The following is a 13,336-nucleotide window of genomic DNA, read 5'->3' as shown; positions in this document are numbered from 1 at the left end:
ATTCGGATTCCGGACAAGGTGTGCCCCTGACAAGCGCTGTTCGGGAGTATTCGGGGCGCCAACCTGCCCGCGCAAGGGCGCCTTTCGGCCGACCGGAGACCACGACAGGCGGCCCCGGCAGCGCTGGGGCCGACGGGGCTGCGCGGTGTCCGGCGCGGCGTTCCGCGTGATGCCGCGCCGGGCGACGCCGTTCCGTGCGATGTCGTTCCGTGCGGCGCCGCTCCGTACGCGCCGCTCCGGTCCTGGGACGGGTCAGCGGTCGATCCGGTTCCTCTCCCCCGCCGGGACCGGCACCGGCAAGGTGTTGCCCGGCGGCGGGAACGGGCAGATGAAGTGGTCGGCGAACGCGCACGGCGGCAGCAGCGCCCGGTTGAAGTCGACGGTCACCGTGGAGTCGGCCGCGGGCGCCGGCGGCCGCAGGAAGCGGAAGCGGTACGTACTGTCCCCGCTGGTCGCGTCGGCGAAGACCGCCCAGAGCGAGCCGTCGTCCTCGACCGCGATCTGGAGCGTGTACTCGACGCCGTCGATCGCGAAGGCGATCTCCCCGGCGAGACCCAGCCCGCGCTCGCGCCCGTCCGCGTTCTCGACCTGGAGGGTGGTACGCCCTTCCCCGTACGGACGGAAGCGGCCCTGAAGCACCCACTTCGCGTCGTACGGCGTCACTTCCAGGCCCGCGAAGGCGCGCCGCGCCGGCGACCGGGGATCGAAGACACGGACCGCCCACAGCCCTTCGCGGCGCAGCACGACCAGCCGCCGCCCGCCGGCCGCGACGCGGGACTCCGGGATCGGCCCGGTGTCCGCGGTCAGCCTGGCCCCACCGGTGAGCGGCTGTCCGTCGACGGTGATCCCGTCCTCGGGCGCGGCGGTCAGGACCACCTCGTCGCCGTCGGCCGTCCACCTCCCCGGTACGGCCGAAATCCGACCTTCCGGGTAGTCGGAGAGCCAGTGGGTGCCGGTGAGCGAGAGCGGACCGTACGGCCCGGAGACCGTCTCGACGCGCTGCTCGTGCCAGTGCTGCCAGTCCTGCCAGTCCTGCTGGGGGTCTGTGCTCATGCGCCCGACTTTTCCACACGGGCGCCGCGGGCACGGGGAGCCCGGGACGCCGCCGACGTCATCAGTCGCAGCAGTCGCAGTTGCAGTGGCAGGTCCAGTTCTCGCACTCGCACGTGTGGCAGCAGCCCTCACGCTTCTTCCTGGACCAGGGCCCTTCGTACTCCGAAGCGCAACACCACTTGCAGGTGCAGCACAGCCCGACCGCGACCGCGCAGCCGGCCCAGAAGCCCCGCCTGCCGGGCCTGCGCGGCTCACCCGTGAAACCGGGCGGCATTCCGCCGGGGCCACCAGGACCGCCGTGGCCCCCAGGACCACCGGGGCCGCCGCCGGGCATCCCGGGACCGCCGCCGTAGGGATTGTTCGAGCCGTACGGTCCCCCGCCGCCGTTCCCGGACATGGGCGGCGGCGTTCCGTACGCCTGTGCCTGTCCCTGATGGCCGCAGGCCGTCGTCCCGAAAACCCGGTCCACCGACCGCTCCAGCTCGTGCGCCAGCAGGACGTGCGCCAGCTCGGCGTCCGTGAACTGCGTGTCGCGCAGCGCCAGCCGTACGCCGTGCACCGCGTCGTCGCACAGCCGGCGCGCCTCGGCGAGCCCGGTGCCGGTCGCGGTGAGCGGGTTCCACGCACCCGACGCAGCGTCAGCCCGCTGGTCCTCCACGGCGTCCAGCAGATGCGCGAGCCGCCCGAAGAGGCGCCCCGCCTCCGCGAGCGGCGCCGCGTTCTGCGGTTTCCCGGCGAGTACGGCGGTGTGCGCGAAGGCCGCCGCGGTCGCCGTCTCGGCCGGTTCGGTGACCGCGAGGACGGAGGTGCCGGGGCCCGCCAGCGCCTCGATGCCGGCCTGGCGGTCGACCGCGTCGACGAGCAACGCGGTGTCGAAGCCCAGTGAGGCGCCCGTACGCGCGCCCGCCCGGTCCCAGCCGGCGGCGACCCGGCGCGCGGCCGCGGCCACCGGCCTGCGCGCCAACACCCCGTCCCGGTCGGCGACGTGGTCCCGTACCTTCGCGGAAGCCAGGACCAGCGAGACGGCCGCCGCGAGCCTGGCCCCTTCGCCCCGGGCGACGGGCGCGGTCCGCATCGCGCGCAGCGGGCAGGGGCCGGCGGTGCGCCGCCACCCCGTGATGCGTTCGGACTGAGCCTCCGTCAGGACCGAGACAATGAGCCCGTCGTAGTTGGTGACGACCCTGGCGAGCTGCCCGTGGTCACCGCGAAGTGCCAGGCAGAGCCCGCAGAGATGGGCCATCCACTCGGTCCTGAGTCCCGCCGGGAGCCGGTGGCTGCAGGGCCTGACGATTCCGAACACGGCGTTTCCCCAGGTGTCGTTCGACGGTGCGCCCCGCATCGTATCGAGGTGGTTCGAGGGCGCCGGAGCGGGCATCTGTTCACCCGTCCGTCCCCCTCGTCACCCATGTGGCCCGACGGTCCTATTTTTCACCCTGTCAGCAGCCTTACGCAGTGGGAACCTTGACGAATCGCCACAAGTTCTGCACCAGTACCGTCACGAATCACCTGCGCGGCGACTATCCACTTGGCGCGTAATCCGCATGATGGACGACCATAGGGGGAGCGGAACACAGACACGACCGCGGTGAAAGGAGGCGTCCCATGGGATCGGTGCGCAAGGCCAGTGCCTGGCTCGGACTCGTCGAGGACAGCGACGATGACCGCTACTACGACGACGAGTACGCCGAGGGAAACAACGAGACAGCCGAGCCCTGGGTCACGGACCCGCGGGTCCGGGCGGCCTCCGAACCGGCCGGGGACAAGGGCCCCAGGATCGCCACGGTCACCCCGGACGGCTTCCGGGACGCGCGTGCCATCGGCGAGCTCTTCCGGGACGGCGTCCCGGTCATCATGAACCTCACGTCCATGGAGCCCTCCGACGCCAAGCGCATCGTGGACTTCGCCGCCGGTCTCACCTTCGGTCTGCGCGGTTCGATCGAGCGCGTCGCGACCCGGGTCTTCCTGCTGAGCCCCGCCGACACCGAGGTCGTCAGCGGCGAGGCGGCGGGCCGCGACACGCACGGTTTCTTCAACCAGAGCTAATGGGCGGGGCCGCTCACCGGAAGGCGTCCAGGCCGGTGAGCGCCTTGCCCAGTACGAGCTGATGCATCTCGACGGTGCCCTCATAGGTGAGCACCGATTCGAGGTTCGTCGCGTGCCGCATCACCGGGTACTCCAGCGAGATGCCGTTGGCCCCGAGGATCGTCCTGCTCGTACGGCAGATCTCGATCGCTTCGCGCACGTTGTTGAGCTTGCCGAAGCTGACCTGTTCGGGCCGCAGGCGCCCCGCGTCCATGCGCCGCCCCAGGTGGTGGGCGAGCAGGATGCCCTTGTGGAGTTCGACCGCCATGTCGGCGAGCTTGGCCTGGGTGAGCTGGAACCCGCCGATCGGCTTTCCGAACTGCTCGCGGGTCTTCGCGTAGTCGAGCGCGGCCTCGAAGCTGGCGCGGGCCGCTCCCATCGCGCCCCACACGATTCCGTACCGCGCGTGGCTCAGACAGCTCAGCGGCCCCTTGAGACCGGTGACGCCCGGGAGTACGGCGTCGGCGGGCAGCCGCACCTCGTCCAGGACCAGCTCGCTGGTGACCGAGGCGCGCAGGGACCACTTGTGCGTGATCTCGGGCGCCGAGAAGCCGGGAGCGTCGGTCGGCACGACGAAGCCGCGCATGCCGCCGTCGGTCTGCGCCCAGACGACGGCGACGCCCGCCACCGACCCGTTCGTGATCCACATCTTGCGGCCCGTCAGGACCCAGTCGCCGCCGTCCTTCTTGGCGTACGCCCGCATCCCCGCCGGGTCGGAACCGTGGTCGGGCTCGGTCAGCCCGAAGCAGCCGATGATCTCGCCCGAGGCCATGCCGGGCAGCCAGCGCTGCTTCTGCTCCTCGGAGCCGAAGCGGTGGATCGCGTACATGGCGAGCGAGCCCTGTACGGAGACCAGCGAGCGGATGCCGGAGTCGGCGGCCTCCAGCTCCAGGCAGGCCAGGCCGTACTGGACGGCGGACGCGCCCGCGCAGCCGTAACCCTCCAGGGACATGCCGAGGGCTCCGATCGAGCCGAGCTCGCGGGCCAGTTCGCGGATGCCGGGGAGCTCGCCGCGCTCGTACCAGTCGGCGATGTGCGGCAGGACGCGGTCGGCGGCCCAGGACCGTACGGTCTCGCGGATCGCGAGGTCCTCGGGTGCCAGCAGATCGTCGATGCCGATCGGGTCGGTGGGGTCGAACGACGGAAGCTGCTGAAGCTTCGAAGTGACGGACATTCCTGGCCCTCCGGCGGCTGCTCGGCTCACGGTGCTGCGTAAAACTAGCAGTGTTAGTTACTGTTCGCCGCCGACGTTACGGGGTCAGCGCGCGGCCCGTCCAGACCCGGCCCGTTCCCGGGGCTCCCGGCGCGCCGGGACCTTCACCCGGGGTCCGGCTTCCTGGTGAGCGGACTGCCGGTGGCCGGGGTGCTGCGGGCCGGGCACCCGGGCGTCCGGCGCCGGGCGGTCCGTCCCCTTCTCCGGTCCGCACGCCCCGCAGTCCATCAGCCGCGGCAGTCTCAGCGCGGCCAGCGCCCCGAGCAGCAGCAGGCCCGCGCTGACGAAGAGCGTCACGTGCAGACCGTGGACGAAGGCGTGCCGCGCCGTGGAACGCACCGCGTCACCGGCGGCTCCGCCGAGCCGGGACGCGACCGTGTACGCCTCGCCGAGCGAGTTCGCCGCGCCCGCGCTGTCCGCCGGGGAGACCCCGGGGATCGCGGTGACCCCGGGCGCGTAGGCGGCGTTCATGACGCTGCCGAGCAGCGCGATGCCCATGCCGGCGCCGAGCTGGTAGGAGGTCTCGCCGATGGCGGCGGCGCCGCCCGCGTGCTCGGCCGGGGCCTCGCTGAGCATCGACTCGTACGCGCCGAAGAGCGTGGTCTGGAGCCCGAAGCCGAGCAGCACGAAGCCGGCGGCCAGGAGTGCGGGCCGGTCGTGCTGTCCCATCGGGGTCAGCACGAGAACGGCCGCGGCGGTCAGCGCGAAGCCGAACGACACCATGGCGCGCGGGCCGAGCCGCCGGAGGGTGTACGAACCGGTGACGCCGGCCGCCATCGCGGCGAAGGTCAGCGGCAGCAGCCGCAGCCCGGTCTCCAGCGGACTCAGTCCGAGCACCAGCTGGAGGTACTGGACGGCTATCAGCTCCAGGCCGACCAGCGCCAGCATCGCCAGGACGATGCATCCGACGGAGGTGGAGAAGGCGGGCCTGGCGAACATCGTCACGTCGATGAGCGGATGCGCCCGCGTCTTCTGCCGCCGTACGAAGAGGACGAGCAGTACGGAGCCGACGAGCAGCGGCAGCAGCGTCCCGGCGTCGGCGATCCCCTCGCCGCCGCCCGCCCGCTTCACGCCGAGGACCATGCCCAGCACACCGGCCGCCGCCATCAGCGCGCCGAGCACGTCCCAGGCCCCCTGGCCGCTCCCCCGGGATTCGGGCAGCAGCCAGCGGCCGGCCGGCAGGATCAGCGCCATCAGCGGGATGTTGACGAGGAAGACCGAACCCCACCAGAAGTGCTGGATGAGGAAGCCGCCGAGCACCGGTCCGGTGGCGGCGCCGATGGCCGCGACCGCGGTCCAGATGCCGATGGCGGCGGCGCGTTCGCGCCGGTCGGGGAAGGTGTGACGGAGTATCGAGAGCGTGGCGGGCATGATCATCGCGCCGCCGACGCCGAGCAGGGCGCGGGCCGCGACGAGGACGTGCGGGGTGTCGGCGGAGGCGGCGAGCGCGGACGCGGCGCCGAAGAGTCCGTAACCCAGCAGCAGGACGCGACGACGGCCGACGCGGTCGCCGAGCGTGCCGAAGAGGATCAACAGCGAGGCGCAGACCAGCGGATAGGCGTCGACGATCCAGAGCAGTTCCATCGCGCCGGGGCGCAGGTCCTCGGAGACGGCCGGGACGGCGATGTGCAGGATCGTCGCGTCGAGGGCGACCAGCAGGAGACTGGCGCACAGGACGACCAGTACGGCCCAGCGGTTGCCGGCGACGGCTGTCAGGTCCGGCCGATGCCGGGGGGCGTCCGCAGACCGCTGTGCTCCGGCCGTGGTCGTCCCTGACATGTACGTACCTCCCAGTGGAATCCCTCGCGCTCGGCGGACCGGCGGGGACGGCGTGTCCAACGCCTCCGCGGGGCCCGGCATCGACGGGCGAGCGAGCCGTCAGAGTACGCGAGTTCACCCATGTGCCACGTGGTGCACCTCTCATCGGGGCGGCGGACGCGGTGTGGTGTGCGCCACGCGGCAGGGCCTGTTTTTGATCTTGATTCCTTCATGAGCGGGCGGCAAATTCCGCGTTGAGTTCCGGTGAACCGAATTCGTCGGCGCACATTCACTCTTACGCGCGACCCTCCGAATCAATAGGACACAAGGCCGCTCCGCTTTCCTGGGACGGCCGGGATAAACTCCCCGATGAGACGCACCCCACATCACATCGTCATCACAAAGATGCCGGATGGGCCGGGCTTGTCACTCACCCGCTGTAACGTCGATTCAGTGCGTACCGACCGAATCTTTGCCCGGCTGGACCGGGAACCGGAGCCGCCGAAGATAGAGATCCCCGGGATGAGCCGTACCCGTACGGTCCTCTTCGGTTCGACGCTGGCGTTCTACATCGCCATCGTCTGGGCCGTGCTGATCACGTCCTGGCTCGTGGCCCTCGACTGGAAGGTGATGCTGTTCCGGCCGTACGAGCAGTGGCCGGAACTCCATCCCTTCCTCGACTACTTCGTGGTGCTCGGCCAGCGCGGGCCCACCGCCGTGATGGTGGCCGCCTGGCTCGGCTGGCGCTCCTGGCGCCAGCACACGCTGCGCCCGCTGCTGGCCCTGGGAGCCGCGCTCCTCCTGCTGAACGTCACGGTGGGCGCCGTCAAGCTGGGCCTCGGCCGCCTCGGACCGCACTACGCGACGGAGATCGGCTCGGCCGAGATGTTCGCGGGCGGCGATATATTTCCTTCCGGCCACACCGCGAACGCCGTGGTGACCTGGGGCATCCTGGCCTACCTGGCCACCACCCCGCGGGCCCGGCGCCATCTGTCGGTGCTCTCCGCCGTGGTCGCGCTGGGCGTCGGCGCGACCACCGTCTACCTGGGCACCCACTGGCTGAGCGATGTGCTCCTCGGCTGGGCCGCGGGGCTGCTGATCCTGCTGAGCCTGCCCTGGTTCGAGCCGCTGATCGGCCGCACCGAGGCCTGGATCTTCGCGGTGCGCGCGGCCTGGCGCGGACGTCGCAGGCTCGGCGCCGCACAACCCGCTCCGGCCGGCGGCCGCCTGGCGCCGGCGCCCTTCGCGGACCGCCATCCCGCCGCCCCGGACGAGAAGCCGGCCCGCGAGCCGGTGGGGGCGGGCAGCGGGAGCGGCAACCGCGCCACGGGCGCCAGGACCACCGGTCACCTCACGCCGCGGCCGCACACGGCCCGTTCGGAGCGGACCCCGGTCACACCGGCCGGCAGCCGCCGCCCGCCGCACGCCGACCGTGCGGGCGCGGCCCGCCCCGGGACGTCGCCCCGGCCGGTGGCCGGCGGCTGACCCACCGCAGGACCCGCGGGGACGGTACGCACAGCCTCCCCCGCGCGTGAAGGCCCCGGCCGGCTCCTCTGGAGCCGGCCGGGGCCTTCACCGTGTCCGGGCCTTCACCGTGCCCGGTGCCTTCGCGTGTCCGGGTCTTCGCGTGTCTGCGGTCAGCCCTGCCAGCAGCGGATGACGGCGCCCTTCTCGACCTCGAAGTTGAGGCGCCCCGTCACGTACTCCATGGTGATGATCGAGCCGGGCGGCAACGCCCGGACGGTGCTCCAGCCCCGGTCTCGGGCCAGCCGCTCCGCGTCGGCCGCGTCGAGGCCGACGTAGGACTCGGGAGCGTCGTCGGGCTGTGCGGAAGGGGTCGGTACGGATGCCATGGGACTCACCGTAGGCCGCCTGGAGCGGGGAAGGAAGCCCGCGGCCCGAGCCGTGTGTCACCGTCCCTGATACCTCAGCGGTCACACTTGTGTCACAGGATCAGGACAGGCGTTTGGCATGAACTCCTTCACCCGAAAGGAGCGTGCCGCGCGTCGGGATGCGAATTACGCTCCTCGCGAATGATCACCCGATAACAGGTTCAGAATTCATTCCCGGAACCTCGTGGGCGCTTCCCCGCAATTGCCCCCACGAGCCCGCCGGGAAAGCTCACTGTCCGTAGCGAATTCACGGTTCCCGCACAGAATCCGCACCGCGCGGTTCGGGACGGAGACGGACGCCGCCGAGCCGGTCACCCCGGTGCGTCCGGCCCCAGAGCGCGCGCCAGGAGGTCACGGGCCGACCTGATCCGCTCGGTGAGTTCCGGCGGCTCGACCACCTCGAAGTCGAAGCCCGTCAACATGATGTGAATGACCAGCACGTCCAGGCTCGCCGCCCCGGTCCGCAGCAGACAGCTGTGCGCGTCGACGGCTTCCAGAGCGCCGGCGCTGGGCGAGACCACTTGGGCCGCCTCCTCCAGCGGCACCCGCAGCCGGACCACCGCCGTAGCGGCGTACGCCCCGGTGGACACGCCCTTCGAGACGTATGCCGCCAGGTCCCCGGCCGGGGGGTCGCGCGGCACGAAGCGCGGGCCGTGCGGCGGCGCAGGGGTGATCCGGTCCGCCCGGAACGTACGCCAGTCCGAGCGGTCCAGGTCCCAGGCGACGAGGTACCAGCGGTGCTCGGTGCACACCAGCCGGTGCGGCTCCACCGTCCTGCGCGACGAGGTCCCGCCGTGGTCGCGGTACTCGAAGCGCAGCCGCTCGCTGTCCCGGCAGGCGTTGGCCAGTTCCGTCAGCACCGAGGCGTCGACGGTGGACGCCTGCGGGCCGCGCAGCATGGGGACGGTGAAGGCGTTGAGCGCGCCGACGCGGCGGCGCAGCCGTCCGGGCAGCACCTGCTCGAGCTTGGCCAGGGCCCGTACGGATGTCTCGCCGATGCCATCGATGCCCTGTCCCGCGGCGGTGCGCAGACCGACCGCGACGGCCACGGCCTCCTCGTCGTCGAGCAGCAGCGGCGGCAGTTCGGCGCCGGCGCCGAGCCGGTAGCCGCCGCCCGTGCCGGGGCTGGCGTCGACGGGGTAGCCCAGCTCGCGCAGCCGGCCGACGTCGCGGCGCACGGTGCGCGGGGTGACGCCGAGCCGTTCGGCCAGGCCGGGCCCCGTCCATTCCCGGTGGGCCTGGAGCAGCGAGAGCAGGCGCAGCAGGCGTGCCGAAGTCTCCAACATGAGGGCGAGTCTGCCCGTGCTTGAGGACAGCGACCGTCCTCAAGCACCGACCGCTCTGCTCCCGCTTCCTCTTACCGCTTCCCGGTGTGCTTGGCGGTGTCGAGGCGCACGCTGAGGTCGTTGTCGGCGGTGTAGTACGGGTAGGCCGTGGTCGGCCGGGTCACCCGGGGGCCCTCGACCGGCAGCACCGGGTAGCGGAAGACGGTCTTCTTGTCCCAGATGTCGTCCAGGATGCGTCCGATCCGCATCCCCGGCGAGCCGTCGGCCGGGCACAGCCACAGGTCCCACAGCCGCTGCTCGTCGTCACGCCCCTCGGCCAGCGTCTCGTACGCCAGCGTGAAGGTGAACATGCCGTCCTCCCGGCCGCTCACCGGCGCCCGGCGCACCTCCTTCTCCGCGCCGCGCAGCCTGGCCTCGACGGCCGCGCCCTCGCCGAGCCCGGTCCCGTACAGCCGTCCTTCCACCGTCATCGCGCCGGGCGCGAAGGTGACGGTCCCCGCCTCGGCATGCGGCGCGCGCAGCCAGCTGCGCACCGCGAGCTTGCCGTCGAGGGCCGGGTAGGGGATGCGTACGGCGACCTGGGCGCGCCCGGGGTCGGGGACACGGTCGACGAGCGAGCGCAGGTCCCTGCGGCCGGGCTCGATGCGCTGCTCGCCGGTCTCGTCCCCCTGGGTGGTGAAGGCGTCCCAGCGGCCCTCGGCCAGCTCGACCGTGCTGGGCAGCACGGCGCGCAGCCGGCCCTCCCCGGCGGGGGTGAGCGGCAGCCGCATCACGTCCGCGGCCGTCTTCCCGCCGCGTCGCCGCAGTACGAGCACCGCGCCCGGCGACGCGTCGCCCACGATGTCGAAGGTGACGCCGCCCGCGGAGTCCGCGATGCAGTGGGCGCGCGGCGGCTCGGTACGGGTGGAGGTGCTGGTCATGCGGTCTGCCCTTTCCGGAGCGCGGAGGCGGCCTTGTGGCGGAGGGAGTACGCCCTGTCGAGTACCGCCCCCCGGGAGAGGTACAGCGCTTCGCGGACCCGGCTGCGCGAGGGGCCGTGGGCGCCGCGCGAGACCAGTTCGGTGAACAGCGCCTCGTGGCGCCCGGCGACGGATCCCGGGTCGAAGCGGGCCGAGTTCTCGAGCGCGGCCGCCCCCATGGCGCGTCGCAGCTCGTCGTCTTCGATGAGGCCGAGGAGCGCGTCGGCGATCGCGCCGGCGTCACCGACCGGCACCAGCCGTCCGTCGGTCCCGTCGGCGATGATCTCGCGGGGTCCGTGCGGGCAGTCGGTGGAGACGACCGGCAGGCCGGAGCGCATCGCTTCGACGATGGTCATGCCGAAGGACTCGTGGCTGGAAGTGACCGCGGCGATCGAGCCCTTGACCCATTCGGGTTCTATGGGGTTGGCGGCTCCCATCAGGAAGACGTGGTTGTAGAGCCCGAGTTCGTTGATGAGGGCGCGCAGCTTGTCCTTCTCGTTGCCGCTCGCGTCGCCGCCGCCGTAGATGCGCAGCCGCCAGTCGGGGCGGGCGGCGACGACCTTCACGAAGGCCCTGATCAGCAGGTCGTACCGCTTGACCTTGGTGAGCCGGCCGGCCGCGACGACCCACTTGGCACTGGCGTCGGCCGGGGCGACGGTGGGCGCGGGCACGCTGTTGGGCACGGCCTCGATGCGTACGCCGGGCAGCTTGAGACGGGTGCGGTAGGCGTGGGCGTCGGCTTCGGTGACGGTGGTGACGGCGTCCAGCAGGCCGTAGCGGTGGCTCAGTTCGCGGCGCAGCCGGTGGCTGTGGCCGTCGAGGGTGAGGTGCTCCTGGCCGACCCGCACGGGACCGCGCCTGGCCTGCCGGGTGATGTGCACGTTGAGTCCGGGGCGGGTGCCGACGACGACGTCCGCCTCCAGGGACTTCAGGTACGCGGCGAGCCGGACGTCGGTGAGGCGGCTGTACTGCTTGTAGCGGCCGTCGCTCTCCGGGAAGACCTTGGCGGGGAGTGCGAACCGCTCGTCGTGGCCGTCGTATCCCGGGCTCTTCTTCCGGTGGTCCACCAGGTAGTCCAGCCGTACGCCGGCGGGGGCGCCCAGCGCCGGCTCGTCGCGGTGGCGGAAGACCGAGACGATCTCGACATCGTGCTGCTCGGCAAGCGCCTGGGCGAGGTTGAACGTCGTACGGATCGTGCCGCCGATGCCGTACGCGTTGTGGAGTAGGAAAGAGATGTGCATACGCCGACGTGGCTCCCCGTTTTCCCGCGGACTGTGCTGTGGTCTGTGATCAGCATCGTTCAGAAAGCGACTGTAACTGGGCAAAACAGGATTGGTCTGGTCCGGGCCAAATCGTTCCAATACGGTTGCGACATCGATAGCGCGAACGAGGCAACCAAACTGCCGTTCCCTGCGTCAGGGCCGGTGGGGAATCCGGGCCACGGCCGCGCCGAACTCCGCCCCGGCACAGCCGTGTTCAGCGCGGAGGCGTCCGGGCCGCGGCGCGCTCCGCCCCGTCCTTCGCCTGCGGAACGACCAGCGGGACCCCGGTCCTGAGCCGGTCCGGGGCGGGGCCGGCCGCCTTCGCGCCGGCCGGCCGGCGATCGCCCGGGCACCGACGCGTTCGAGCCGTCCGCCCGGCACTCGTTCCCCGCTCCGCACCGGTTGGTTCGATTCTGTTCGCCTGTTCGCGTGACTCCGGCCACGACTCGCCCGTTGTCTTCCTTGACGAGCCGGGAATCGCCCGGCACCCGCACCGAGCCCGAGGAGTCCCCCGTGCCGCGCATGCTCGACGTCAGCGACGACGTACGCGCCGAGATCGGCGACGAAGAAGCCGACCGGCTGCTCGCCGGCGAGAACGCCCCGGGCAGCTACGACTGCACCTCCTGCCGTACCCAGGGCGACTCCGAACTGGAACGCACCAGCACCGTGCTGTTCGTCGGGGACGAGACCGCCGTCCTCGCGTTCGCCCACGCCACCTGCATCCCCTCGCAGGTCGTCCAGGTGGCCGAGGAACAGCTCCAGGGCGCCGTACGCAGCATCACGGGCGGCGGCCCCGACCTCCCCGGCGCCCAGCACGCCGACGCGCCCGACCAGGCCGTGCTCGGGGTCACCAGCGGCCTCGTACTGATCGGCGGCCAGCTGCATCCGGCCCTGGTGGTCGAGCCGACCGGTCCCGTCGCCCGTCCGGGCTCCGACGGCAGCACCGACGAGTTCCTCCCGCTCGTCACCGAGCAGGGGTTCCAGCCGGTCGCCGACCTGAGCGCGGTGCCCGCCGCGCTGCCCGGCTGGTCCGTCCTGCTCGCCATGGGCCAGCTGCACGCCGTACTCCAGCCCGGGACCGGCGGTGGCAACCAGGTCTCCTGGTGGCAGGCCCACCAGCCGCTCCAGGTCACCGACGGATGGCGGACGGCGGCCAACAAGTCGAGCACCGTCCTCGTCTTCGCCGCACCCGCCGGTTCCATCGGCCAGCAGCCGCGCGAAGACCTGCTGCGCAACGCGCTGGAGAAGGCCGCGGCCAACGGCGCGCTGGCCGCCGCGGCCATGCCGCTGGCCGGCACCTGACGGGCCGTACGGCCGGACGGCGCGCCCCGCGTACCCCCGCCGAGCAGGTGACCCCCTGCTCGGCCCGCATCCGACGGGCGCCGGGGTCGTTGGCACGTACGTGCACTCATACGACCCCCCACGCCCCCAGCCGTACCAGAGCCAGATTCCCGCGATGCGTCCCTCGCGGGAATCTCAGACCAACCACTCGCACACCCCGATCTACGACGCGCTCTACTCGGAGTACCGCAGGTCCTTCCGGGCCCTGCCCGGTGACCGCAGCGGCGAGGAGCATCTGGGGTTCACAGCCTTCACCACCGGGGTGCACCGCAACCCCGGTCCCACCGGTCGCACCGGCCAGGGAGCGCACAGCGGGCACAGCGGCTTCTGGCAGAGCGCCGGCAGCAGTCACCACGGCAACGGCGACGCCGCCGGCAACAACCCCCCTCACAGCAACGGGCGGCAGCACACCGGGAACCGCTTCCCGGCAGCGCTGCCGCCCGCTCCCCGTCGGGGGATCTGAACCTCTAGACCTGCTGGCAGGCCCTCC

The 13,336-nt window shown here is 72.1% G+C and carries 12 protein-coding genes; 4 read left to right on the top strand and 8 right to left on the bottom strand.

Going from position 1 to position 13,336, the window contains the following annotated elements; translation table 11 throughout:
• Nucleotides 1–252: 252 nt before the first annotated feature.
• Both ACWDZ4_RS15965 and ACWDZ4_RS15960 read right to left on the bottom strand, forming a co-directional pair.
• Complete coding sequence (locus ACWDZ4_RS15965; RefSeq protein WP_451508991.1) at nt 253–1,053, bottom strand: DUF1684 domain-containing protein; 801 nt, start codon at nt 1,051–1,053, stop codon at nt 253–255.
• A gap of 61 nt (nt 1,054–1,114) precedes the next feature.
• Nucleotides 1,115–2,353, bottom strand: a complete 1,239-nt coding sequence (locus ACWDZ4_RS15960) for a DUF5685 family protein (RefSeq protein WP_451508990.1) — start codon at nt 2,351–2,353, stop codon at nt 1,115–1,117.
• Nucleotides 2,354–2,655: 302 nt separating this feature from the next.
• On the opposite strand from ACWDZ4_RS15960, the gene ACWDZ4_RS15955 reads away from it, so the two are divergent.
• A complete protein-coding gene (locus ACWDZ4_RS15955; protein ID WP_451508989.1) occupies nt 2,656–3,096 on the top strand; it encodes a cell division protein SepF in 441 nt (146 codons plus the stop codon).
• A 13-nt stretch (nt 3,097–3,109) separates the two neighbouring features.
• On the opposite strand, the gene ACWDZ4_RS15950 is transcribed toward ACWDZ4_RS15955, so the two are convergent.
• Entirely contained in the window at nt 3,110–4,309 is a 1,200-nt protein-coding gene (locus tag ACWDZ4_RS15950) for an acyl-CoA dehydrogenase family protein (RefSeq protein WP_451508988.1), read from the bottom strand.
• An 84-nt stretch (nt 4,310–4,393) separates the two neighbouring features.
• Nucleotides 4,394–6,127 (bottom strand): MFS transporter, encoded by a 1,734-nt coding sequence (locus ACWDZ4_RS15945; protein WP_451508987.1) that lies wholly within the window; start codon nt 6,125–6,127, stop codon nt 4,394–4,396.
• Nucleotides 6,128–6,559: 432 nt separating this feature from the next.
• Between ACWDZ4_RS15945 and ACWDZ4_RS15940 the strand changes: the two genes are divergently transcribed.
• Nucleotides 6,560–7,591 carry a phosphatase PAP2 family protein gene (locus ACWDZ4_RS15940; protein WP_451508986.1) on the top strand — a complete coding sequence of 344 codons (1,032 nt, stop codon included), beginning with the start codon at nt 6,560–6,562 and terminating at the stop codon, nt 7,589–7,591.
• Between the two features lie 152 nt (nt 7,592–7,743).
• Here the strand turns inward: ACWDZ4_RS15940 and ACWDZ4_RS15935 are convergent, their stop codons facing one another.
• The 4 genes from ACWDZ4_RS15935 to ACWDZ4_RS15920 form a co-directional block, all read right to left on the bottom strand.
• The gene (locus ACWDZ4_RS15935) at nt 7,744–7,959 is read right to left on the bottom strand and encodes an I78 family peptidase inhibitor (RefSeq protein WP_451508985.1); all 216 of its coding nucleotides are present in this window, start codon (nt 7,957–7,959) and stop codon (nt 7,744–7,746) included.
• A 350-nt stretch (nt 7,960–8,309) separates the two neighbouring features.
• The gene (locus ACWDZ4_RS15930) at nt 8,310–9,284 is read right to left on the bottom strand and encodes a helix-turn-helix transcriptional regulator (RefSeq protein WP_451508984.1); all 975 of its coding nucleotides are present in this window, start codon (nt 9,282–9,284) and stop codon (nt 8,310–8,312) included.
• Between the two features lie 71 nt (nt 9,285–9,355).
• The gene (locus ACWDZ4_RS15925; protein ID WP_451508983.1) at nt 9,356–10,204 is read right to left on the bottom strand and encodes a hypothetical protein; all 849 of its coding nucleotides are present in this window, start codon (nt 10,202–10,204) and stop codon (nt 9,356–9,358) included.
• Complete coding sequence (locus ACWDZ4_RS15920; protein ID WP_451508982.1) at nt 10,201–11,484, bottom strand: glycosyltransferase family 4 protein; 1,284 nt, start codon at nt 11,482–11,484, stop codon at nt 10,201–10,203. The genes ACWDZ4_RS15925 and ACWDZ4_RS15920 overlap by 4 nt, the downstream gene beginning before the upstream one ends.
• 534 nt (nt 11,485–12,018) lie before the next feature.
• Here ACWDZ4_RS15920 and ACWDZ4_RS15915 point away from each other — a divergent pair.
• Both ACWDZ4_RS15915 and ACWDZ4_RS15910 read left to right on the top strand, forming a co-directional pair.
• The gene (locus tag ACWDZ4_RS15915; RefSeq protein ID WP_451509087.1) at nt 12,019–12,807 is read left to right on the top strand and encodes a hypothetical protein; all 789 of its coding nucleotides are present in this window, start codon (nt 12,019–12,021) and stop codon (nt 12,805–12,807) included.
• 154 nt (nt 12,808–12,961) lie between these two features.
• Entirely contained in the window at nt 12,962–13,309 is a 348-nt protein-coding gene (locus ACWDZ4_RS15910; RefSeq protein ID WP_451508981.1) for a hypothetical protein, read from the top strand.
• The last annotated feature ends 27 nt before the right edge of the window (nt 13,310–13,336 follow it).

The sequence above is a fragment of the Streptomyces sp. NPDC003016 genome (assembly GCF_053591455.1).
The sequence above is the reverse complement of the archived record's forward strand: the minus strand, read 5'-3'. Positions and strand labels throughout refer to the sequence as shown.

Bases quoted from the DNA above. Each gene is read 5' to 3' on its own strand.
- ACWDZ4_RS15930 (WP_451508984.1), bottom strand. From the start codon at position 9,284: ATGTTGGAGACTTCGGCACGCCTGCTGCGCCTGCTCTCGCTGCTCCAG.
- ACWDZ4_RS15950 (WP_451508988.1), bottom strand. From the start codon at position 4,309: ATGTCCGTCACTTCGAAGCTTCAGCAGCTTCCGTCGTTCGACCCCACC.
- ACWDZ4_RS15935 (WP_451508985.1), bottom strand. From the start codon at position 7,959: ATGGCATCCGTACCGACCCCTTCCGCACAGCCCGACGACGCTCCCGAG.
- ACWDZ4_RS15910 (WP_451508981.1), top strand. From the start codon at position 12,962: ATGCGTCCCTCGCGGGAATCTCAGACCAACCACTCGCACACCCCGATC.
- ACWDZ4_RS15925 (WP_451508983.1), bottom strand. From the start codon at position 10,204: ATGACCAGCACCTCCACCCGTACCGAGCCGCCGCGCGCCCACTGCATC.
- ACWDZ4_RS15920 (WP_451508982.1), bottom strand. From the start codon at position 11,484: ATGCACATCTCTTTCCTACTCCACAACGCGTACGGCATCGGCGGCACG.
- ACWDZ4_RS15945 (WP_451508987.1), bottom strand. From the start codon at position 6,127: ATGTCAGGGACGACCACGGCCGGAGCACAGCGGTCTGCGGACGCCCCC.
- ACWDZ4_RS15965 (WP_451508991.1), bottom strand. From the start codon at position 1,053: ATGAGCACAGACCCCCAGCAGGACTGGCAGGACTGGCAGCACTGGCAC.
- ACWDZ4_RS15955 (WP_451508989.1), top strand. From the start codon at position 2,656: ATGGGATCGGTGCGCAAGGCCAGTGCCTGGCTCGGACTCGTCGAGGAC.